The sequence below is a fragment of the Dactylosporangium sp. NPDC005555 genome, assembly GCF_040605635.1.
In the GTDB taxonomy this organism is placed as follows: Bacteria; Actinomycetota; Actinomycetes; order Mycobacteriales; family Micromonosporaceae; genus Dactylosporangium.
This window is the reverse complement of the sequence record NZ_JBEXDG010000007.1, coordinates 242167-264528: the sequence shown is the minus strand read 5'-3', so window position 1 is coordinate 264528 and position 22362 is coordinate 242167. Positions and strand designations below refer to the sequence as shown.

The following is a 22362-nucleotide window of genomic DNA, read 5'->3' as shown; positions in this document are numbered from 1 at the left end:
TCTCCGGCTTCTACGTCGAGAACGCCGGGAAGCTGTACCGCGCCTGCGGCAACTGCACGAACTCCTACCAGCGCAACGTCGTCGTCGACAACATCCGCGTGAAGTCGCTGAAGGTCGTCGCCGGCATCAACACCAACTGGGGCGACACGGCCCGCTTCACCCGCGTCACCGTCATCGGCGACAGCTCCCACAGCACGATCATCTGCGACAAGTACAAGGGCGTCCCGAAGGGCAGCGAGCCCAGCCACATCGGCAGCGGCCCTGACAGCACCAACTGCTTCTACAACCCGAACACCGACGTGATCTGGGCCTGACGGCATCGGAGGGGCCCTGTGCCAGGGCCCCTCCGATGTTCAGACGGCGACCGTCTCCCGCCGCGCCGCCGGTGCCGGAGCCGGTCGTCTGCGGCCGAACCACAGCACCCGGGCCACGATCGAGGGGGCGAACAGCGCCGGCGGTGCCTGCATCAGGTTCGCCACCTCCAGGAACCGGCGGCCGACCGCGGCACTGCGGCCCGACGCGGTCTGGATCCTCGCCACGTACGCGTTGAGGAAGCGGGTCTTGCCGGTGCGCTCACCCTGGATCTCGGGGTTGGCGAGGTCGGCGCCGACCGCGATGTCCCACGGCACGTCGACGACCTTGGCCGCGCGGGCGTAGAACCGGCGCGGCAGCCCCTCCCGGCCGGCCCGCAACGCGTCACGCAGCTCGATCGCCTCCGCCGCCGCGACCGTCATGCCCTGGCCGTAGGCGGGGTTGAAGGCGCAGACGGCGTCGCCGATCGACACCAGGCCGTCCGGGAGGCGGCTCATCCGCTCGTACCGGCGGCGCACGCTCGCCGGCAGCCGCATCCGCAGCGGCGGGCCCAGCGGCTCGGCCGTGCTGAGCAGCTCGCGCAGCCGCGGGTCGGGCAGCTTCGCGGCGAAGTCCGCGAAGGCGTCGGTGGGCGGTGCCTGGCCCGCGCCGACGCCGAGCAGCGTCACCATCCACCGGTCGCCGTCGGCGGCGATCGCGACCGCGCCGAACGGGCGGCCCGCGTTGGGGGAGTTGATGATCGCGGCGTAGTCCTGCGCGCCGGGGACCCGGCGGTAGTCGCGGGACACGTAGACGGTCAGCGGGTCGACGCGTTCCTCGGCCGGGCGGTCGAAGCCGAGCGCGGCGAGCCACGTCGGGCCCCGGTTGCCGCGGCCGGTCGCGTCGACGACGAGGTCCGCGGCCACGTCGTGCTCGCCACCGGCGACGGGCCGGACCTTCGCGCCGGTGACCCGGACGCCGTCGAACAGCAGGCCGGTCGCCTCGTGACCGTCCAGGACGACGATGTCCGGGCACGCGAGGACGTGCCGGCGGACGGCCGCCTCGAGGGTCGGGCGGCTCACGCACAGCCCGGCGAGGCCGGACGCGACCCGGGGCATCGGCCGGTCGCCGGTGACCCAGACGCAGTCGCGCATGAGGTCGAGGGGGATCGCGCCCGCGGCGGTCAGTTCGGCGACGATACCGGGGAACAGCTCCTCGAGGACCTGGCGGCCGCGGGCGAGGAGCCCGTGGGAGTGCTCGCCCTGCGGCACACCCTTCCGGTTGGCGGCGCCGGCGGGGAGGGTGTCGCGGTCGAATATGGTGACGTTCGCAAATGACTCACTGAGGACACGCGCGGCGAGAAGCCCGGCCATACTGGCACCGAGCACGACGGCATGACCGGACTTTTCCTTGGGTGACAAGGGAATCCTCCGTTTGAGGTGGCTGGCTGTGCGCAAACCGTAGCCACCTGCTTCGACCCGTGCCGTCTCCAACGGGACTGTCAGCTCGCCGACCGATCCGTATCAGGCCGCCGAACCCTGTCCGAACAGGGGAGATGCGAACCGGCGCCGGATCTCTAGGGTGTCCCGATGTCCTCCATCGTCGCCGACCCGACGCAGACCCGGTCGTGGCGCATCCGCAACAGCGCGTGGCTGCTCGTGCCCTTGCTGACCCTCGGCTGCCTCAGCGGCGCCGGCCTGATCGTCGTCGGCATCCGCGCCCGCCGCGTGGACTGGTGGCTGCCGGGCGTCGGCTACGTCGTCGCCGGCTGCTCCGCGAGCTTCCTCAGCCAGGGCACCGCGGTCGGCGGGGCGTTCTTCGGCCTGTACTGGGCGCTGTGGGTGCTCGCGTGCGTCCACAGCCTGCTGGTCAACCCGGCCTGGCTGCGGTGGCGGGCGGAGCAGTTCCGGCTCGCCACCACCGCGCCGGCCGAGGCGACCGGCCAGTCGATGGCGGTCAACGTCAACACCGCGTCGCCGCAGCAGCTGGCGGCGCTGCCCGGGTTCGACCCGGCGCGCGCCGCCCGGGTGCTCGCGGAACGCGCCGCCCGGCAGGGGTTCGGCAGCGTCAACGAGTTCGCCGAGGCCGCCGGGCTGACCCACGACGAGCTGCGGCAGCTGCGCTACTGGCTGACCGTCTGAAGCCGGCGGGACGGATGCGGCGCCCCGCCCCGCCGGTGATCAGGAACCGCCGCGGATCAGGCGAGGCGCAGCCAGGCCGCCGTGTCGTCCGGCAGGCGGCCGACGGCGAGCTCACCGCTGGCGAGCAGGACCTCGCCGGCGGGCAGGTCGACCGGCGCGCCGGACAGGTTGACGACGCAGGCGAAGCCGCCGTCGCGGGTGAACGCGAGCACGTCCGCGGGCGCGTCCAGCCACGCCATCGGCCCGTCGCCGAGTCCCGCCTCGTGGCGGCGGACGGCGAGGGCCCGCCGGTACAGGCTGAGCATCGACGACGGGTCGGCGCTCTCGGATTCGACGGTCCACTGTGTCCAGCCGGCGGGTTGCGGGAGCCAGCCGGACGCCCCGACCTCGGCGGTGGACCAGGGCAGCGGCACGCGGCAGCCGTCGCGGCCGGGGTCGGCGCCGCCGGTACGGGCGAAGATCGGGTCCTGCCGGGACGCCGCTGGGAGGTCCTCGACCTCGGGCAGGCCGAGCTCCTCGCCCTGGTAGACGTAGACGGAGCCGGGCAGCGCCATGGTGAGCAGCGCGGCGGCGCGGGCCCGGCGGGTGCCGAGCGCCAGGTCGGTGGGGGCGAGGTGCCGGGTCTGGCGCAGGTGGTGCTCGAAGCCGGTCTCGGCCCGGCCGTAGCGGGTGACGTGCCGCGTGACGTCGTGGTTGGACAGCACCCAGGTGGCGGGCGCGCCGACCGCGGCGTGCGCGTCGAGGGTCTCGTCGACGCACCGGCGCAGCGCCTTGGCGTCCCACGGGCAGCCGAGGAAGTCGAAGTTGAACGCGGCGTGCAGCTCGTCGGGGCGCAGGTACTGGGCGAAGCGCCGCGGGTCGGCGAGCCAGACCTCGCCGATGAGGGCCCGGCCGCCGGGGTAACTGTCGGCGACGCGGCGCCAGGCGCGGTAGATGTCGTGGATCTCGTCGCGGTCGTTCCACGGGTGCGGGTCCGGCGGCGACGCGGGGTCGAAGTCGGGCAGGGCGGGGTCCTTGGCGACCATCGCCGCGGAGTCGATACGGATGCCGTCGACGCCCCGGTCGAACCAGAACCGCAGGACGTCCTCGAACTCCTCGCGGACGAGGGGGTTGTCCCAGTTGAAGTCGGGCTGGCCGGCGTCGAACATGTGCAGGTACCACTGCCCGTCGGCGACCCGCGTCCAGGCGGGCCCGCCGAAGATCGAGCCCCAGTCGTTGGGCGGCAGGTCGCCCTGGGAGCCGCGGCCGTCCCGGAACCAGAACCGGTCCCGGTAGGTGGGGTCGGCCAGGGCCCGCTGGAACCAGGCGTGCGCGGTCGACGTGTGGTTCGGCACGATGTCGATGATGATCCGGATGCCCAGGGCGTGCGCCTCGTCGATCAGCGCCTCGGCCTCCGCCAGGGTGCCGAACGCCGGGTCGATGTCGCGGTAGTCGGCGACGTCGTAGCCGGCGTCGGCCATCGGCGACGGGAACCATGGGCTGAACCAGATCGCGTCGACCCCCAGGTCCCGCAGATACCCGAGGCGGGCCCGGACCCCGGCCAGGTCGCCCACGCCGTCGCCGTTGTCGTCGGCGAAGGACCGCGGATAGATCTGGTAGATGGCCGCGTCGCGCCACCATCGGGTATCTGCTGTGGACACTGGAGGTCCCCGCTTTCTCTTGGTCGGTGAGGGTTCTAGAAGCCGGAGTTGCCGGGGCCGCGCACCAGCGTGTAGCCGGTGTTGTTCAGCAGGCCGCCGGATGCGGCGCCGCTGACGGTGACGGAGTTGAAGGTGGCGCTGCCGACGACGTTGATCTCGATGCCGTACGTGCCGGCGCCGGCGATCCTCACCCGCTCGAAGGTGACGTTGGAGACGGTGCGCTGCCAGCTGAACAGCAGCCCCTGGTAGGAGCTGTCGAGGATGTCGACGTCCCGCACGATCACCGGGGTGGTGATGTCGCGGGCCTCGGCGTAGAACCAGAGACCGCCGATCGAGGAGCCCCAGTTGCGCTCGTACCCACCGGTGCGCGTCAGCGTGTTGCGCTGCACGCTCGTCGTCCCGCTGAACGGCTGCGCGCCGTGCCAGGTGCTGATCGCGACGCCGGACGCGGCGTAGACCGTGTCGGAGAACAGGTTGTCCTCGATCCGGTTACCGTTGCCGCCGTAGATCGCGGCGGTGTTGGCGAGCATCGGCAGCTGCGCGGTGTTGAACGTGAACGCGGAGTTCGTCACCGGCGCGCTGTTGGACCACATCGCGAGTGCGTCGTCGCCGGTGTTGCGCAGCACGCTCTGCTCGACGCGGGTGTTGCGCAGGTCGCCGTTGAGGTTGACCCCGTCGGCGAACGTGTCCCGGATGCGCACGCCGACCATGTACAGGCCGTCGGTGCCGCTGGACGCCCACAGACCGACCTTCGTGTGCTCGATCCACAGGTTGTGCAGCAGCGACCCGGTGCCGAAGTTGCCTTCCAGGGCCGCGTCGAAGTTGGTGTCGTCGCGGTACCGGACGTCGCCGGCGATCGTGAAGTCGGCGAGCTGGACCTTGGAACCCGTGGCGAAGAAGCCGCCCTTGCCGTTGCTGCCGCGGACCGTGGTGTGCCACATGCCGGCGCCGCGGACGGTGACGTTGTCGACGTTGATCCGGGTGTTGATGTCCCAGGTGCCCGCCGGCAGCCACAGCGTCTTACCCTGCGACTTCGCCGCCGCGACGGCCGAGTTGAACGCGCCGGTGTCGTCGCCGGAGCCTGCGACCGCGCCGTAGTCGGTGATGGACAGCGAGTTCGCCGGGGCGGTCAGCGGCGCCGCGACGACCTCGGTGTCGATGAGGTCGACGGTGATCGGGGTGCCGCCGTCGTTCTGCAGCTTCAGCACCGTGCCCGCCGGGTAGCTGGGCAGCGTGGTGCGGAACTCGTCGAAGAACCGGTGCGGCTCGCCGCCGGCCGGGTTGTTGTCGTACGGGTACGCGCCGTACACCCAGCTGTAGGTGGAGCTGACCGGCAGGTCCTTGACCTTCGCGCCGCCGGCGTAGACGGCGAGGTTGGCGCTGGTGCCGGTGCCGGCCGCGTTGTCGGGCACGGACGCCCGCACGACGAGGGAGTTGGTCGGCTTGGTGAGGGTGAACTGGACGTACTTGCCGGCGTTGTCGAGGCGCACCGCCCGGCGGCCGGATGCCTCCGCGGCGACGCTGAGGTAGGCGCGGTCCGGGCCGATCGTGGTGGCGTTGGTGCTGCCGTTCTCCGCCTCGTACTCGGTGTAGGCGACGGTCGCGCCCCGGGCCGCGAGGGCGGTGGAGCCGGCGACGGCGACGTTGTCCAGGGACACGTTGCCGGAGTCGCCGCTGTCGTACTGGTAGCCGATCAGGTTGAGCCCGGCCCGCAGCGGCAGCGTCTGCGCCGCGGTGAGCCAGCCGCTACCGGCCGCCAGGGAGATCTGGCCGACCTTCACGCCGTTCGCATAGGTCGACAGCGTCTTCGTGCTGCCGGTGCTGTTGCTGTACCGCAGGGCCGTGGCCGCGTTACCGGCGGCGGTGACGTTGACGGTCCGGATCGCGCGGGCGCCGACGGCGGTGAACCCGGTCGCGTACCCGGTGCCGGTGTAGCCGCCGATCGAGGTCGCGGCGGCCGGCCCGCCGGACAGGAACGCGGTCTCCAGCTCGGCGCCACCGGACGGGGGCGGCGTGGACGTCGACGGCGTCGGCGAGGTGGCGACGGCCGCGGCGACCAGGTTGTCGAGGTTGACGTTGCCGGAGTCGGCGGTGTCGAAGCGGTAGGCGACGCTGTTGGTCCCGTTGTTCAGCGTGACGGTGTCGGCGCGGGTGCCCCAGGTGTCCCAGTTCGCGGTCGCCGGCAGCGACACCTGCGTGAGGCGGGTGCCGTTGACGTACAACGACAGCGTCATCGCCGACCCTGTGCCGTTGGCGTAGCGCAGGGTCAGCGACGACGAGCCGGCACCGGAGCGGCTGACGCTGAACGTCGTCGCCGCGTTGCCCCGGTTGCCGTCGGTGTAGCCGCCGACGAACCCGGTCCCGGAGTATCCACTGTGGTCGGTCGCGACGACGGTGCCGCCGGACAGCGCCGCCGACTCCGCCTCGTAGGTGCCGGCCGGCGGCGCCGGGATGTCGGCGACGACGAGGTTGTCGAGGTTGACGTTGCCGGAGTCGGCGGTGTCGAAGCGGTAGGCGACGCTGTTGGTCCCGTTGTTCAGCGTGACGGTGTCGGCGCGGGTGCCCCAGGAGTCCCAGTTCGCGGTCGCGTTCAGGCTGACCTGGGTGACGCGGGTCCCGTTGACGTACAGCGACAGGGTCTTGGCGGAGCCCGTGCCGTTGGCGTACCGCAGGGTGAGCGTGCGCTGCGCCGTACCGGAGACGCCGACGCTGAATGTAGTTGCTGCCCGGCCCTGGTTGCCGTCGACGTAGCCGCCGACGAAACCGGAGCCGGTGTAGCCGCTGTGGTCGGTGGCCGTGGCGGCGCCACCGCTCAGTGCGGCGGACTCGGCCTGGTAGGTGGTGGTGGCGGCCTCGGCGCGCATGGTGGCGGCGAGGGTGATGGAGGCCGCCGCGACCAGGGTGGCGGCCCCGATCGCGAGCAGGCGGGATCGTCGGAGCATCGAACCGATCTCCTTAACGGGGTGAAAATGGGGTGGTGTCAGCCTTTGAGCGCGCCCGCGGACAGGCCGCTCAAGATGCTGCGTTGGAAGACGGCGAACACGACCACCATCGGGACGCTCGCGATGGCGAGGCCGGCGAACATCTCGTTGGGGGTCACGTAGCCGTTGAACGCCAGGCGGCTCAGCGCGACGCTGATCGTCTGGTTGTCAGGGTCGGGCAGCACGAGCATCGGCCACAGGAAGTCCTTCCAGGCGCCGATGATCGCGAAGATCGACACGACGGCGAGGACCGGGCGGGACAGCGGCAGCACGATGTGCCAGAGCATGCGCAGCCGCCCGGCGCCGTCGATGCCGGCGGAGTCCAGCAGCTCGTCGGGGATCTGGTCGAAGAACCGCTTGAGGACATAGATGTTGAACGCGTTCGCCGCGCCCGGCAGCCACAGCGCCCACGGCGTGTTGAGCAGGTTCACGTGCAGCAGCGGCACGTCGGCGACCGTGAGGTAGCTGGGCACGAGCAGCGCCGCCGCGGGCAGCATCAGGCTGGCGAGCATCCCGCCCAGGATCAGCTTGCCGAAGCGGGGCCGCAGCTTCGACAGCGCGTACGCGGCGGCGACGTCGACGATCAGCTGGAACAGCCAGCCGCCGACCGCGTAGAACGCCGTGTTCAGCAGGTACCGGCCGATGTTGAGCTTCCGCCAGGCGTCGAGGTACGTCTCCGGGTGCCAGCTGTGCGGGACGAGGGTCGGCACCGGCTGGGCCAGCTCGACCGGGGTCTTCACCGCACCGGTGACCATCCAGTACAGCGGGAACACGAACACCAGGACGAACAGCGCCGCGAGGCTCCACAGCACGACCCGGTAGAGCACCGGCCGGCGGCGCAGCTCACTGTCGGAGATGAGGGATCGCATCAGGACTTCCGGGTCAGTCGCAGGTACACGGCGGAGAACGCGCCCAGGACGACGAACAGCAGCACGCTCATCGCGGCGGCCATGCCGAAGTCGTTGTTGACGGTGAACGCGTAGCGGTAGATGAGCACCATCACCGTGATCGAGTCCGGGTTGGTGGTGCCGGTCAGCTGGTAGGGCTCGATGAACACCTGCATCGTCGCCACGATCTGCAGCAGGAGCAGGACGAGCAGGATGAAGCGCATCTGCGGCAGCGTCACGTGCCGGATCCGCTTCCAGACGCCGGCGCCGTCGAGCTCCGCGGCCTCGTAGAGCTCACCGGGGATGCTGGCCAGGCCCGCCAGGTACATGATGGTGGCGCCGCCCATGTTGGCCCAGGTGCTCACCAGTACCAGCGAGACCATCACCATCCGGGGTGACTGCGTCCATCCGGACTCCGGCAGGTGCAGCGCCGACAGGACCGCGTTGAACAGTCCGTTGCCGGGGTCGTAGAAGTACTGCCAGAGGATGACCGTGACGATCGGCGGCAGCATCACCGGCAGGTACACGGCGAACCGGAAGAACCCCTTCAGGTGGCGCAGCTCGTGGATGACGATCGCCACCCCGAACGGGACGAGATAGCCGAACACCAGCGCCAGGCCGGTGAAGTACAGCGTGTTCTTCCACGCCGTCCAGAACAGCGGGTCGTCGAGCACGGCCTGGAAGTTGGTCAGCCCGACCCACTCCGGCTCGGTGACGAAGTTGTCCTGCTGGAAGGCGAGGATGACGCCCTTGATGAGCGGCCACCAGCTGAACAGCCCGAAGCAGAGCAGGCCCGCGGCCAGGAAGACGTAGGCGCTGACGTTGTCGGCGATCCTGCGCTTGGTCCTTCCGTCCCGCGCGGCCTTGACGAGAGGCCGCGCGGGACGGGTAGGGGTGATCGTCGCCATCGTTACTTGACTGTCGCCAGGATCTGGTTGACCTGGGTCTCGGCGTCCTTGAGCAGCTGGTCGACGTTCGCGTTCGGGTCGGTGAGGACCTTGAACATCGCGGTGTCCAGCGCCGCGTAGACCTGCTGCGCGTTCGGCGGCTCGACCTTCAGCGGGATGCCGGAGCTGGCGGCGTTGAACGGCTTGTAGTTCGCGGCCGGCACGTTGGCGTACTTGGTGTTCGCGGCGATCAGCTTCTGCTCCGACTCGCCGGTCCAGATGTTGGGCTCCGGGATGCCGACCGGCTGGTTCTTCTCCTTGTCGAGGGCCTTGTCGGCGTCGACGCGGTCGGGGTTGAGCTTGCGGAACGCGAGCCACTGCAGGCCCGCCTTGATCTTCGCGGGGGACAGGCCGGCCTTGAACATGTAGCCGTCGCCGCCGCCGAGGGTGGCCTTGCCGTCGGGGATGACGCCGAGGCCGTAGTCCTCGTACCTGCCCTTGTACTGGTTGACGATGTTGGGCAGGTCGCCGGTGCCGCCGACCATCATGCCGAGCTTGCCCGACGCCATGTGGGTCAGCAGGTCGGCGTACTCGAGGGCCTGCTTCTCGGCCATCGACTTGTCGGTGAACCGCATGTCTTTCAGCTGCTGCAGGACCTGCTTACCCTTGTCGTTGTTGAAGCCGGCCTTCCAGGTCTCGCCGTCCTTGACCGCGACGTCGCCGCCGATGGAGTACAGCTCCGCGGTGAAGTGCCAGCCGCCGGTGTTGTTCTTGCTGAAGTCGCCGTATCCGGTGACGCCGTTGCCGAGCGCGGTGATCTTCTTGGCGGCCTCGCGGACGTCGGCCCACGTCGTCGGCGGTTTGTCGGGGTCGAGGCCGGCCTGCTGGAACAGCGTCCGGTTGTAGATCAGGCCGAGGGAGTAGTTGGCCGACGGCAGGCCGTAGGTCCTGCCCTTGCTGTCACTGAAGACCTGCATGAGGACGGGACGGACATCCTTGATCGCCGGGACCTCGCCGAGGTACGGCGTGATGTCGGAGACCTGCTTCTTCGCGATCAGGTTCTGCGGGTCGGTGAAGTAGACGTAGAAGACGTCCTCCAGCTGGCCGCCGGCCAGTTTGGCGCTGAACGTCTTCGGGTCCATCTGACCCTCTTTGGCGTCGATCTTGATGTTGGGGTGCTTCGCCTCGAAGTCCTTGACGTCCTTCTCGAAGTTCGCCCGGTTGTACTCGTCGGTGGCGGCGGGCATGCCGTTGACGACCAGCGTCACGGGCCCGTCGGCGGCCTCCGACCCGTCCCCTGTATCGCCACATGCTGCCAAGAACAGTGACGCGGCCAGCGTCACCGCCGCGGCGGCGCGGAAGTGCTTCATGGTGCCTCTCTCTCCACGAGCCGAAGAATCGGGCGGCGGGCCCGAGGGGTGTGGCTTCTTGCTCACGACGTGTGAGGGCCGCGCCGTTGTTCCCGGCGCGTGGAGACGAGAGTAGGGCCATGGACATCAGAAAGTCCATAGCTTCTTGCAATCTGATGCAAGAACTCGCCACTTCGCTTGCGTAGCCTTGCAAATGTCGTTGTTTTCCCAGCTCAGGAGCGGTTCTTCACCGGCCCCGTGGAGTCCCGGACGATGAGCTCCGGGTCGTAGAGCTGCTCGTCGAGGGCGACCTTGCGCCCGTCGATCTGCGCCACGAGCGACGCGACGGCGGCCGCGCCGATGGTCTCGACCGGCTGCCGCAGCGTGGTCAGCGGCGGGTCGGTGTAGGCCATGTACGCCGAGTCGTCGAAGCCGATCACGGACAGGTCGCCGGGCACGTCGAGGCCCTGCTTGCGGGCCGCCCGGATGGCGCCGAGCGCGAGGGCGTCGCTGGCGCACACGACGGCCGTCGCACCCTGCGCGAGCAGCCCGTTCGTCGCGGCCTGGCCGCCCTCCATCGAGAACATCGTGCGGGTGACGAGCTTGCGCGCCGGCCCCTTGACCCGGGCCAGGAACTCCTCGACCTTCCGGTCCGACGGGACGTGCCCGGTGGGCCCGACGACGACGCCGATGCGCTGGTGGCCGAGGCTCTGCAGGTGGCTCAGCGCCAGGTCGACGGCCATCGCGTCGTCGACGCCGACCCGCGGGACGTCCCGGTTCTCGTCCGCGGGGTTGATCAGGATGATCGGCAGCTTCCGCCTGCGCAGCGCGTCGGCCTGCTCCGGGCCCGCGTCGGCGTAGCTGGCCGCGACGAACACGATGCCCGCGACCTGCCTGGCCAGGAGCATCTCGATGTAGTGCGCCTCGGACACGCCGTCGGACGTGCGCGTGCACAGCACCGGCACGAGACCCTGCCGGAACAGCGCGCCCGCCATCGCCTCCGCATAGGCCGGGAAGATCGGGTTGTGCAAGTCGGGCAGCACCATGCCGACCAGCCGGGCCATCTCGCTGCGGTGCCGGAACGGCCGCTGATAGCCCATCACGTCCAGCGCGGTGAGCACGGAATCCCTGGTCGCGGCGGCGATGCCGGGCCGGTCGTGCAGCACCCGGCTGACCGTCGCCTCGCTCACGCCGGCGTACTTGGCGACCTTCGACAGTCTCGTGACCACGCCAGCAGTCTAACCACCGGTCATGCAAAAACGCCATCCGATTGTGCAACGAATTGCATAACTGAGGGTAGTCACGAAAGTTGTTACATTGGATCGTGACCTTTCCCGGCCCCGTGCTCGCCGCGCCCATGGCCGGCGGCGCCGGCACCCCGGCCCTCCTCGCCGCGTGCGGCGGCGGCTTCCTCGCCGCCGGCTACCTGACCCCTGACGGCCTGGCGTCGCGGATCGCGGAGACCCGGGCGGGCGGCACATGGTTCGGCGTCAACCTCTTCGCCCCGCCCGCCGTCCCGGCCTCCCGGGCCGCCCTGGCGCGCTATCTGGACGAGCTCCGGCCGGAGTTCGCCGTGTACGACCTGACGCCCACGCTGCCACCGGCGGACGACGACGACGACCACTGGGCGGCGAAGCTCGACCTGCTGCTCGCGGACCCGGTGCCGGCGGTGAGCTTCACGTTCGGCATCCCGGCGGCGGCGACGGTCACCGCGCTGCGCCGCGTCGGCACGCTCGTCCTGCAGACCGTCACCACCCCGGCCGAGGCGCTCCTCGCGGCGGGCGCCGGCGTCGACGCCCTGGTCGTGCAGTCGTCCTCGGCCGGCGGCCACTCGGCCACCCTGACCCCCGCCCGCGTTCCCTCCGCTGTGCCGCCGTTGTCGCTGCCCGAGCTGGTCGCGGCGGTGCGGGGCGCGGTGTCGCTGCCGGTCGTGGCCGCGGGCGGGATCGCGACCCCGGCGGACGTCGCCGCCGCCCTGCACGCGGGCGCCGCCGCCACCATGGCCGGCACCGCCCTGCTGCGCACCGACGAGGCCGGCACCTCCACCCCGCACCGGACCGCCCTCGCCGCGGCCTCGTCCGCCGCGGCTTCCGCTCCGGCCCGTTCCTCCGCCGTGGCCGGCGGCTGGGTCCCGGGTGCCGGCGGCACGGTGGTGACGCGCGCGTTCACCGGGCGCCCCGCGCGGGCCCTGCGCAACGGGTTCGTCGACCGGCACGACGCGACCGCGCCGCTCGGATATCCGCAGGTCCACCACCTGACCGCGCCGCTGCGCAAGGCGGCCGCGGCCGCGGGGGACCTCGACCGGGTCCACCTGTGGGCCGGCACCGGTCACCGGCACGCGGCCACCGGACCCGCCGCCGCCGTGATCGCCGCGCTGACCGCGACCCTGTGACAGCGACAGACATCGATCATTGAGGGCTTCGTGCCCGGCGTGCCGCTGCGATGCGTTCCCGGACGAGGAGATCATCGCGGCCGTCGCCACCGACCCGCCGCCGCGCCGCGTGCTCGGCGCGATGAACTGGGCCATGCACCGCCCCGACGACCTGCCGATGGCCCGCGCCCTCGCCCCGGCCCTCCGCCGCCTGCTCTGACCCGGCCTCGCTGTGACGCCCGGCCCGTTTGTGACGCCCGGTCCGTTGTGACGCCCGGTCCGTTGTGACGCGCGGTCCGTTGTGACGCGCGGTCCGTTGTGACGCGCGGTCCGTTGTGACGTCCGGCCCGGCTGTTATGCGGGCCGGACGAGTCGCGCCGACAGGTCTGTGGCGGCGACGACCGCTCGCAGGGTGTCCGGGTCGCCGCCGTCGAGGCCGAGGGCGGCGGCCCGTGGGTACGGGCGGACCCGCGCACCCGCGTCCTCCAGGGCGAGGATCAGGCCGAGCACCCGGCCCTCGACGTCGCCGGTGAGCAGCACCCGGTGCTCGTGCGACCGGGAGCGGCCGCCACCGGCAAGGGCCTCCTGCAGCACGGCGGCGGTGGAGCGGGTCATCGTGCGGGTGGTGTTCACGCCGGGCGGGGTGGGGGAGTGGACGGGCCAGTAGGCGTGCCGCTCGCCGCGGCGCGGGCGGCGGGGGTGGCCGGCGCAGTGCCGCAGGAACCCGGCGAGGTCGGTGACGTGGTGGGCGCGGGCCTCGGCGGCGAGGACCGCCCACGTGAACCCGCCGACGAGCCCCCACGCGGCGCCGTCGAGCTGGTGGCCGTGGGACCAGGCCCGGACGTCGCCGAGCAGCGCGCGGAACACGGGATCGGCCGCGGGCAGCGCGTCGGCGTCCCGGACGGCGAGGACGGCCCGCAGGTCGGCGTCGTCGAGCGCGCCGAGGTCCAGGCCGGGATCGGACGGGTCGACCCGGACCCGCTGCACGTCGACGCCGACCCCGCCCACGACGGCCCGCACCACCGGCACGACACTCCCGGCCAGCCGCGCACCGCCGGCGCCGTCGACGGTGGGGGAGGACCCTGCGGTCAGCAGATCGGCGAGCCGGGCGAGCGCGTCGGGCGCCGGTGTCGCCCACACCAGGTCCAGGTCGGAGGACTGCCCGGCGACCCCGAGCCGCACCGAGCCCGCGACGTGCAGCCGCCCGGCCGGGTCGACAGCGGCGCAGGTGGCGGCGACGGTGTCCAGCGCGACCCGGTGCGACGGCGACGGCAGAGCGCTCCATGCGGGCAGCGCCGCGACCGCCGGATGGAGCGGGCCGGTGCCGGTGCCGAGCGGCACGCTGTCCCGGACGGCGAACGGCTCGCCGTCGCGGCGGCTGATGAGGTCCACGGCCGAGACGGTGCACTCGATGGGCTCCCAGTCGGCCTGCCACTGTCGTACCCGGGCGTCGACGCCGGGCCCGGTGAGTTTCGCGACCGTCAGGTGCGGTGTGAACCCGTCGCGGCTGTCCTGCTCGACGCAGCCGGGGAAGCGCGCGGCGAGGGCCGCCTGCAGCTCCCGCAGCGGCTCCGGCGGTGACGGCTCCAGCCACACGGTGGTGCTGCCGCGGTGCGTGAACGTGCGGAACGTCGACAACCGGATCCGCACCGGTCCGAGTCCGGCGACGGCCTCCCGCACCGCGGCCGCCGCCTCCGGGAACGAGTCCTCGGGGACGAACCCGTACACCAGGTTGATGTGCGGCATCCAGCGCCGGAACGACGGGTCGTGCGCGGACCGGATCGCCTGGATCGCCTGCCACGCCGGCAACGGGGGCCGCAGGACGAGCGCCGACGTGTGCACGGACGCGGCACCGACCACAGTGGACGGTGCCGTGTCCTGCAGCAGTGCGGTGACGCCGAAATGGTCGGAGACGAACCGGGCACCGTCGAACGGCCGCTCCCCGAAGCGTTCCACGGCGAGCGGCACGAGCCCGCCGGGCGTGGCGGACCGGATGAGGATCCGGTCGAGGCGCCGCGACAGCCCGGTCCGGGACGCGATCGCCGCGAGCGGGTTGACCGCGGGGTCGAACGTGAACCCGGCGTCGTGCGGGTGCAGCGCCCGCCACGCGTCGGTGTAGCCGGCGACGTCGGGGCGGGTGTCGTCGCCGAAGTTGACGTCGGCGAGGACGACGGCGCCGTCGAGGTCGCCGCGGCCGAGCCGTTCGTCGATGATCCGCAGCTGGTGCTCGCGGCGCTGCTCGGCGCCGGTGGTGTGGTCGCTGGTCAGGTGCGCGGCGACGAACCCGACCCGCCGCCCGTTGAGGCCGAGCATGCCGAGGATGGTCCGCTTGTACGTGCTGAGCCGGTGCACCTCGAGCGACATCGCCCACCGGGAGAGCAGGACGGTGCCGTAGTCGGCGTCGGGACCCGCCGACACGTGGTAGCCGGCCCGGACCCACGGCGCGGCGAGCAGCGCGTCCCACAGGGTGGGGGTCACCTCGTGCAGCGCGACGACGTCGGCGCCGAGCCCGTGCAGGAGTTCGACGCAGGCGGGGACGCGCAGCTGCGGGTAGGTGAGGTCCCGGTCGTACGCGTCGGACAGCACGTTGAACGTGGCGACCTGCACGGCGTCGGCCCGCACGTCCCCGGCCGGTGTCGCGGGCACCCACGCGCCGGCGGCGGCGTCGAACCGCAGGCACACGGCCGCGTCGAACGCCACGCTCCGCTTCGGAACGGCACCGGCACCGGCACCGGCACCGGCACCGGCACCGGCAACGGTACCGGCAGCGGCAACGGCCGGCGCGCCCTGCAGTGCCGTGAGGTCCGCGGCGGGCGTGTCGCCGGTGCCGAAGACGAGGTCGACCCGCGCGTGCCGGTCCCAGACGACGAGGTCGCCGGCTTTCACGTACCGCACCCGGTGCCACGGCACGTCCCCCGCGGCGACGAACAGCGGCAGCGGCGTCTCCCGGATCCCGGCGCCCCGCTCCTCGTGACCGACGGCGAACCGGGCGGCGTCGAGGGCCGCGTCGAACCGGATCCGGGACACGACGTCCTGCACGGGACGCAGGCTCCCGGTCCCTTTCGCCATCCCCGGATCGTAGGACGCCGCGGCACGGCGCTCCACCGGTTTAGGCGCCGCCGGGCCGGACGGAGCCGGCGACCGGGGTCGCCCGTCCCGTGCCGGTCCGGCCGCTGTCCGGCGATACACCCGCCGCGGCGACGGACATGGTCAGCCCAGGTCAGCCCAGCCGCACCTCGACGGCGACGGTCTGCCCCTCGACCGTGGTGCGCGCGTCCGGGAACAGGCGGCCCAGCAGGCGCAGCATCGGCGTGTTGTCGGTGAGGACGGCGGCCTCCACGAGCTGGTAGTCGAGGGCCTCCGCGACCGTCACCAGGTGCCGCAGCAGGGTCCGGCCGACCCCGCGGCCCTGCGCGGCGTCGACGACCTCGACCGCGACCTCGGCCCGCCCGGACCCGGTCGCGACGAGGTGGCCGACGCCCTCGGCGACCCAGCCGCCGGGACCGATCCGCTCGGCGACGAGGACGATCCGGCGGCGTCCGTCCACAGCGGACAGTGCCGCCCGGTTCGCCGGGGTCAGCCGGTGCACCGCCGTGTGGTAGCGCAGGTACCGGGACCGGACGGACAGGCCGTCGAAGACGTCCTGCAGCACGTCGACCTCGCCGCGGGCGAGGGGCCTGACACGTAACCGCCTCGCGTCGGGGCGGGACATCACCTCTTGCATACGTCGAGCATCGGCGCGGGCACCGGTGACCCGGATCCGTAGAACTACCGGCGGCGCCGGTAACCGAGTGTCGGAAAGCCGCCCGGCCGCGATAGCATCCGCCGTGGACTCGGTGCTGGCGCGGGCCGTCGCGGCCCTGCACGACGACGGCGACCTGCGCACCGCCCGCACCCTCTTCGAGCAGGCGTGGCAGGAGTCGCCCGGCGACCCGCAGGCCGCACTCGGCCTGGCCGGGCTGTGGGTGCACGAGCGCCGCGACGCGGCCGCCGCCGCCCTCCTGGAGCACCGCCTCGCCCGGGCGCTGACGACCGCGACCGGCCCGGCGGCGATCCGGCTGCGGGCCCGCATCGCCGCGGAGGCCGGCTACTCCGACGGCACCCCCGACGCGGTCCTCGCCGTCCTCGACGAGGCCCGGGCCGCCGGCGACCCGGTCGCGCTCGCCGAGACGCTGAGCCTCGCCCACCACTGCGTCCTGGACCCCGCCCACGCCGGCGTCCGGCACCGGCTCGCCCGGGAGCTGCTCGGCGTCGCCGCCGGCACCGGCCGCCGCGGCGACCTGCTCATGGGCATGCTGTGGCACACCGCGGACCTGTTCCTCGCCGGTGACCTCCTCGCCGAGCGGCGCCTGACCGCGCTCACCGACGCCCTCGCCGAGCGTGACCATCTCGCCGTCGGATACGTCGCCGCCGCGATGCGGGTCATGCTCAGCATCCGCGCCGGCCGGCTCGAGCACGCCGAGTGGCTCGCCGCCTCCTGCGCCGACCGGGGCCGCGACGCCGGCGACGAGGACACCGACGGCTGGCACGGCGGGCAGCTCATGGCGATCCGCTGGTTCCAGGGCCGGATCACGGAGCTGCTGCCGATGTTCGGCGACCTCGCGCACGCCGCGACGCTCAGCGCCATCGACCGGTCCCCGCTCGCGGGGCTCGCCGTCGCCGCGGCCGCCGCCGGTGACCGGGCCCGCGCCGCCGCCGTCCTCGCCCGCATCCGCGGCGACGGCCTCGCGACGCTGCCCCGCGGCAGCAGCTGGCTCGTCACCCTCTACGGCGTCGTCGAGGCCGCGCACCTCCTCGGCGACGACGCCCTCGCCGCGGAGGCCGCCGCGCTGCTCGCCCCGCACGCCCGGCTGCCGATGACGGCGAGCCTCGCCGTCGCCTGCTTCGGCTCGGCCGAGCACGCCCTCGGCGTCGCCGCGCTCACCACCGGCGACCTCGACGCCGCCGTCGCGCACTTCCGGGCCGCGCTGCGCGACAACCGGACGCTCGGGCACCGGCCCGCCGCCCTGCACTCGCGGCGCCGGCTCGCGGAGTCGTTGCAGCGCCGTGACCTGCCCGGCGACGCCGACGCCGCCCGGCGGGAGCTGGACACCGCCGAGGCCGAGGCCGCCGACCTCGACGTCGCGCCCGCCGGCGAGGAGATCCTCGGCCGGGACGCGGAGCGGGCGAGGCTGCTGCAGCTCGCCGCGGAGGCCCGCGACGGGCACAGCCGCGGCGTCGTCGTGCGGGGCGCACCCGGCATCGGCAAGACCACCCTCCTGGACGACCTCGCCGCCTCCGCGCACGGCTTCCATGTCGTCCGGGCCGCGGGCGTCGAGTTCGAGGCCGACCTGCCGTTCGCGGCCCTGGCGGCGCTGACCAGGCCGCTGCTGCCGCTGCTGGACCGGCTGCCCGGCCCGCAGGCGGCCGCGCTGCGGGCGGCGTTCGGCCTGGACGACGGCTCCGACGACGCCGCCGCCGTGGAGCGGTTCGCGGTCGGCGCCGCGACCCTGTCGCTGCTCGCCGCGGCCGCCGACGAGCGGCCCCTGCTGTGCCTCGTCGACGACGCCCACTGGCTCGACCACTCCTCCGCCAGCGCGCTGCTCTTCGCCACCCGCAGGCTCCTCGCCGAGCGGGTCCTCGTCGTGTTCGCGACCCGCGGCGGCGGCGCCTTCACCGCCCCGGGCGCCGCGACCGTCGACCTCGGCGGCCTCGACGGCGAGGCCGGCGCCGCGCTCCTGCGCCGGTGCGGGATCGGCTCCGGCACCGTCGCCGACCGGCTCCTCACCGCCACCGAAGGCAACCCCCTCGCACTGCGGGAGCTCGCCGGTGCCCTCACCGACGAGCAGCGCGCCGGGCGCAGCCCCATCACGGAGCCGCTGCCGACGACGGAGCGCATCGAGCGCGCGTTCACCGACCGGGTCGCCGCCCTCGCCGACGGCGAACAGGTCGCGCTGCTCGTCTGCGCCGCCGCCGGCACCGGCACCCCGGCGCTGCTCGCGCGGGCCCTCACCGGGCTCGGCCTGGCACCGTCGGCGCTGGACGGCGCGACCCGTGCCGGGCTGCTCCTGGAGACCGGCGGCACGGTCCGGTTCCGGCATCCGCTGGTCCGCTCCGCCGTCTACCACCGGGCGCTGCCCGGGCGGCGCCGCGAGGTCCACGCCGCGCTCGCCGGGGCATGCGTCACCGGCGACGACGCCGACCGCCGCGCCTGGCACCTGTCGCTGGCGCTCACCCCGCCCGACGACGCGGTCGCCGACGCCCTCGACGCGACCGCCGGCCGGGCCCGCCGCCGCGGTGGTCTCGTCGCCGAGGCCGCCGCCCTGGAACGCGCGGCCGCGTTCACGTCCGCGCCGCAGCCGCGCGGGCAGCGGCTCGCCCAGGCCGCCCGCGTCTGGGTCGCCGCCGGCGCGGTCGAGCACGCCGTCACCCTGCTCGACGACGCGCTGCCCCTGGCGACGGACACGGCCGGCCGGCTGTGGGTCCTGGGGGAGCGGGCCTACCTGGCGATGCTGCGTGGCGACGCCGACGCCGCGTTCGCCGCGATCGTCGCCGAGGTCGACCGCAACGGCGCCGAGGTGCCCGATCAGGCCGCCCGGTCGCTGAGCCTGGCGATGAACGGCCCGATGCGCACCCTCGACGTCGCCGCGATGGTGCGGATCTGCGTCCGCGCCGCCGAGGTCGCCGGCACCGGACTCCCCGACCCTGACCTGCCGAAGATCGCGATCCGGCTCGCACACGCCCTGACCCTCGCCGGGGACCCGGAAGGGCCGCGGCTCGCCCGCCGCTGCGTCGCCGCCTGCCTCGGCGAACCCGGCCGGCCCCGGGACGCCGACGGGTCCGCCGCCGAGCTCGGCGACATCCTCACCTGGCTGGAGGACCACGCCACCGCGGCGCGGCTGTTCGACCACGACGTCGACGGCGCCCGCCGCCTCGCCGACATCTCCCTGCTCGCATACGCGCTGCCGCTGCGGGCCCGGCTGCGGATACGCACCGGCGACGTCACCGCCGCGTACGCCGACGCGCTCGAAGGCGTCGAGCTCGCCGAGACGATGGGCCTGCCCGTCAACACCGCCGAGGCGCTCACCGCGCTCGCCCAGGTCGAGGCGGTCCTGGGCCGCGCCGACGACTGCGCCGGGCACGCCGCCGCCGCGCTCGCCCTCACCCCCGGCCACCTCGGCGTCGAGGCGCAGGCGCGGGCCGCGCTCGGCGTCACCGCCCTCGCCGCCGGCCGCCACGACGACGCCGTCGCCGAACTCGGCCGCGCCGACGACATCCTGCGCGCCGGCGGCGTCGTCGAGCCCGGGTTCCTGCCGGTCGCCGCCGACCTCGCCGAGGCCCTCGTCAAGACCGGCCAGGCCCGCGCCGCGCACGCCGTCGCCGACCGGCTCGACGCCGCCGTCGCCGCGACCGGCCGCACCGGCCGGGCCGCCGTCGCCGCCCGGGTCCGCGCGGTCCTCGGCGACGACGGCACCGGCTTCGGCCCCGCCCTCGCCGCGTTCGACGGGGTGCCGCTGCCGGTGGAGCTCGGCCGCACCCACCTCGCCCACGGGCAGTGGCTGCGCCGGGCCCGCCGCCGCGGACCCGCCCGCGAACACCTGACCGCGGCCCTGGACCTGTTCGCCGCGGCGGGCGCCGACGCGTTCGCCGAGCAGGCCCACGCCGAGCTCACGCCGTCCAGCGGCCGCGCCGGCCCCGCCGCGGTGCCCGCCCCCGCGACGGCGCTGGACGGGCTCACCCCGCACGAGTGGCGCATCGCCTACGCCGCCGCGGAGGGCCGCACCAGCCGGGAGATCGCCGACCGGATCGTCCTGTCGGTCCGCACCGTCGACTACCACCTCGGCAACGTGTACCGCAAGCTCGGCATCCGCTCCCGCCGCGAGCTGATCCAGCTGCTCGGCGGCCGCGACCCCCGCTGACGGCGCTACCACCCCGGCCGCTGTTACGGTTCCGGGGTGGGCAGCGTGTCGAAGGCCGTGCGGCGGGACCTGCGCGGGTTCCTCGTCGGCCCCGACCCGCCGGTCCGTCCCCGCACCCGCCTCGGCCGGGCGCTGCCCACGATCGGGGTCGTCGTCGCGATCGCCGCCGGGCTCATCACCTACGAGTACCTCCTCGGCAACGGCCCCATGGTCGGCTCGTTCCTCCTCGTCCTCACCGCCGCCCTCACCGGCGCCCCGATCGCGCTCGTCGCGACCCGGCCGCTGCTCGCGTGGCGGATCGCGTTCCTCGTCGCCGGGCTCGCCGGCTTCACCGTCCACATCGCGCAACGCACCCCGTGGCCGTGGACACCGACGCAGATGCTGAGCATCCCCGTCGTCCTCGCCGTCGTCGCCGTCCGGCACCGCCGCGGCGTCCTCGTCTGGACCGGGCTGTCCGCGGCGCTGCTCGTCGTCGTGTTCGTCAAGCCCACCAACATCGCCGGGCTGCTCCTCGCCGTCTTCGCCATCCTCGTCGTCGGTGACCAGGTCCGCCGCCGCCGCGAGGTCCAGGCCGCCCTCGCCGAGGAGGAGGAACGCACCGAGCTCGCCCAGGCCCGCCGCGCCGTCGCCGAGGAACGCAACCGGATCGCCCGCGAGATGCACGACGTCGTCGCCCACCACATGTCGCTCATCGCGGTGCGCGCCGAGACCGCCGTGTACCGCATCGACGGCGTCCCACCCGCGGTCGCCGAGGAGCTCGCCGCGATCGCCGGCACGTCCAGGGAGGCGCTCGTCGAGATGCGCCGCCTCCTCGGCGTGCTGCGCAGCACCGAGACACCCCTGGTGGAGCCGCAGCCGGGCCTCGAGGACCTCGCCGGGCTCGTCGTCGACGCCCGCCGGGCCGGCGTCGACGTCACGTTCGAGCCGCTGCCCGGCGCGACCGTCCCACCCGCCGTCGGCCTCGCCGCGTTCCGGATCGTGCAGGAGGCGCTGAGCAACGCCCGCCGCCACGCCGCCGGCGCCCCCGTCCGCATCACCCTCACCCTCGGCCCGTCCGCCCTGGAGCTGACCGTGCGCAACACCCTGACCGCCCCCGCCGGCGACCCGGCGGGTGAGCCGCCCACCGGTGAACGGCACGGCCTGCTCGGCATGCGGGAACGGGCCACCGCCATCGGCGGCACGTTCACCGCCGGCCCCGACGCGGGCCGCTACACCGTCCACGCCACGCTCCCCCTGGAGGTCGACACGTGATCCGGGTCCTCATCGTCGACGACCAGGCGATGGTCCGGCAGGGTTTCGCGGCGCTGCTCGCCGCCCAGCCGGACATCGTCGTCGTCGGTGACGCCGCCGACGGCGCGCAGGGCGTCGCGATGGCCCGGGAGCACTCCCCGGACGTGGTCCTCATGGACGTGCGCATGCCCGTCCTCGACGGCATCCAGGCGACCGCCCGCATCCTCGGCACCGACCCGGGGCTGCACCGGCCGAAGGTCGTCATCCTCACCACGTTCGACCTCGACGACTACGTGTTCGAGGCGCTGCGCGCCGGCGCGTCCGGGTTCCTGCTCAAGGACGCCCCGGCCGCCGAACTCGTCAACGCCGTCCGGGTCGTCGCCGCCGGCGACGGCCTGCTCGCCCCGTCGGTGACACGGCGGCTCATCGAGCAGTTCGCGGCCCGCCCGAAGGCCGCCACCGGGCACCAGCCGGCCCGGCTCGCCGCCCTCACCCCACGGGAGACGGAGGTGCTGCGGCTCATCGCCCGCGGCCGGTCCAACGCGGAGATCGCCGAGGACCTCGTCGTCGCCGAGCAGACGGTGAAGACCCACGTGAGCCGCGTGCTGACGAAACTCGACCTGCGTGACCGGGCACAGGCCGTCGTCTTCGCCTACGAGACCGGGGTCGTCAGCGCCGGGTCCTGAG

General features: G+C 73.6%; 16 protein-coding genes. 7 read left to right on the top strand and 9 right to left on the bottom strand.

Translation table 11 applies throughout. From position 1 onward, the window contains the following. The coding region (locus ABZS58_RS11415) for a pectate lyase (RefSeq protein WP_354780151.1) at window positions 1-314 on the top strand (314 nt) is incomplete at its 5' end. Window positions 315-353: 39 nt separating this feature from the next. On the opposite strand, the gene ABZS58_RS11410 is transcribed toward ABZS58_RS11415, so the two are convergent. Continuing rightward, window positions 354-1679 carry an FAD-dependent monooxygenase gene (locus tag ABZS58_RS11410; protein WP_354780163.1) on the bottom strand — a complete coding sequence of 442 codons (1326 nt, stop codon included), beginning with the start codon at window positions 1677-1679 and terminating at the stop codon, window positions 354-356. Window positions 1680-1880: 201 nt separating this feature from the next. On the opposite strand from ABZS58_RS11410, the gene ABZS58_RS11405 reads away from it, so the two are divergent. Next, a complete protein-coding gene (locus ABZS58_RS11405) occupies window positions 1881-2432 on the top strand; it encodes a helix-hairpin-helix domain-containing protein (protein WP_354780149.1) in 552 nt (183 codons plus the stop codon). Between the two features lie 56 nt (window positions 2433-2488). On the opposite strand, the gene ABZS58_RS11400 is transcribed toward ABZS58_RS11405, so the two are convergent. From ABZS58_RS11400 to ABZS58_RS11375, 6 genes are all read right to left on the bottom strand, one after another. After that, window positions 2489-4072 carry a glycoside hydrolase family 13 protein gene (locus ABZS58_RS11400; RefSeq protein ID WP_354780147.1) on the bottom strand — a complete coding sequence of 528 codons (1584 nt, stop codon included), beginning with the start codon at window positions 4070-4072 and terminating at the stop codon, window positions 2489-2491. Window positions 4073-4107: 35 nt separating this feature from the next. Then, window positions 4108-7014, bottom strand: coding sequence for a CBM35 domain-containing protein (locus tag ABZS58_RS11395; protein WP_354780145.1), 2907 nt, complete (start codon window positions 7012-7014; stop codon window positions 4108-4110). Window positions 7015-7052: 38 nt separating this feature from the next. Further along, window positions 7053-7922, bottom strand: a complete 870-nt coding sequence (locus tag ABZS58_RS11390) for a carbohydrate ABC transporter permease (RefSeq protein WP_354780143.1) — start codon at window positions 7920-7922, stop codon at window positions 7053-7055. Then, on the bottom strand, window positions 7922-8848 hold the full coding sequence (locus tag ABZS58_RS11385; RefSeq protein ID WP_354780141.1) for a sugar ABC transporter permease: 927 nt from the start codon (window positions 8846-8848) through the stop codon (window positions 7922-7924). The genes ABZS58_RS11390 and ABZS58_RS11385 overlap by 1 nt, the downstream gene beginning before the upstream one ends. 2 nt (window positions 8849-8850) lie before the next feature. After that, window positions 8851-10197, bottom strand: coding sequence for an extracellular solute-binding protein (locus ABZS58_RS11380; protein ID WP_354780139.1), 1347 nt, complete (start codon window positions 10195-10197; stop codon window positions 8851-8853). A gap of 212 nt (window positions 10198-10409) precedes the next feature. Continuing rightward, window positions 10410-11405, bottom strand: a complete 996-nt coding sequence (locus ABZS58_RS11375) for a LacI family DNA-binding transcriptional regulator (protein ID WP_354780137.1) — start codon at window positions 11403-11405, stop codon at window positions 10410-10412. A gap of 95 nt (window positions 11406-11500) precedes the next feature. Here ABZS58_RS11375 and ABZS58_RS11370 point away from each other — a divergent pair, with 95 nt between their 5' ends. Further along, entirely contained in the window at window positions 11501-12568 is a 1068-nt protein-coding gene (locus ABZS58_RS11370; RefSeq protein ID WP_354780135.1) for a nitronate monooxygenase, read from the top strand. Between the two features lie 19 nt (window positions 12569-12587). Further along, on the top strand, window positions 12588-12767 hold the full coding sequence (locus tag ABZS58_RS11365) for a hypothetical protein (RefSeq protein WP_354780133.1): 180 nt from the start codon (window positions 12588-12590) through the stop codon (window positions 12765-12767). A gap of 134 nt (window positions 12768-12901) precedes the next feature. On the opposite strand, the gene ABZS58_RS11360 is transcribed toward ABZS58_RS11365, so the two are convergent. Together ABZS58_RS11360 and ABZS58_RS11355 are read right to left on the bottom strand one after the other, a co-directional pair. After that, the gene (locus ABZS58_RS11360) at window positions 12902-15616 is read right to left on the bottom strand and encodes an RNA repair domain-containing protein (protein ID WP_354780131.1); all 2715 of its coding nucleotides are present in this window, start codon (window positions 15614-15616) and stop codon (window positions 12902-12904) included. Between the two features lie 151 nt (window positions 15617-15767). Continuing rightward, window positions 15768-16271: a GNAT family N-acetyltransferase gene (locus ABZS58_RS11355; RefSeq protein WP_354780129.1), complete on the bottom strand. Its 504-nt coding sequence runs from the start codon at window positions 16269-16271 to the stop codon at window positions 15768-15770. Window positions 16272-16374: 103 nt separating this feature from the next. Here ABZS58_RS11355 and ABZS58_RS11350 point away from each other — a divergent pair, with 103 nt between their 5' ends. Genes ABZS58_RS11350 through ABZS58_RS11340 form a run of 3 tightly spaced genes read left to right on the top strand, consistent with a single transcriptional unit; the run spans window position 16375 to window position 22361 of the window. Further along, entirely contained in the window at window positions 16375-20445 is a 4071-nt protein-coding gene (locus tag ABZS58_RS11350; protein WP_354780127.1) for an AAA family ATPase, read from the top strand. A 36-nt stretch (window positions 20446-20481) separates the two neighbouring features. Beyond that, the gene (locus tag ABZS58_RS11345; RefSeq protein WP_354780125.1) at window positions 20482-21696 is read left to right on the top strand and encodes a sensor histidine kinase; all 1215 of its coding nucleotides are present in this window, start codon (window positions 20482-20484) and stop codon (window positions 21694-21696) included. Then, on the top strand, window positions 21693-22361 hold the full coding sequence (locus tag ABZS58_RS11340) for a response regulator transcription factor (protein ID WP_354780123.1): 669 nt from the start codon (window positions 21693-21695) through the stop codon (window positions 22359-22361). Before ABZS58_RS11345 ends, ABZS58_RS11340 begins: the two co-directional genes overlap by 4 nt. Window position 22362 lies beyond the last annotated feature (1 nt).

Excerpts from the sequence above, each read along its gene's own strand:
- ABZS58_RS11405 (WP_354780149.1), top strand. The coding sequence starts at position 1,881 with ATGTCCTCCATCGTCGCCGACCCGACGCAGACCCGGTCGTGGCGCATC.
- ABZS58_RS11395 (WP_354780145.1), bottom strand. The coding sequence starts at position 7,014 with ATGCTCCGACGATCCCGCCTGCTCGCGATCGGGGCCGCCACCCTGGTC.
- ABZS58_RS11390 (WP_354780143.1), bottom strand. The coding sequence starts at position 7,922 with ATGCGATCCCTCATCTCCGACAGTGAGCTGCGCCGCCGGCCGGTGCTC.
- ABZS58_RS11385 (WP_354780141.1), bottom strand. The coding sequence starts at position 8,848 with ATGGCGACGATCACCCCTACCCGTCCCGCGCGGCCTCTCGTCAAGGCC.
- ABZS58_RS11380 (WP_354780139.1), bottom strand. The coding sequence starts at position 10,197 with ATGAAGCACTTCCGCGCCGCCGCGGCGGTGACGCTGGCCGCGTCACTG.
- ABZS58_RS11360 (WP_354780131.1), bottom strand. The coding sequence starts at position 15,616 with ATGGCGAAAGGGACCGGGAGCCTGCGTCCCGTGCAGGACGTCGTGTCC.
- ABZS58_RS11355 (WP_354780129.1), bottom strand. The coding sequence starts at position 16,271 with ATGCAAGAGGTGATGTCCCGCCCCGACGCGAGGCGGTTACGTGTCAGG.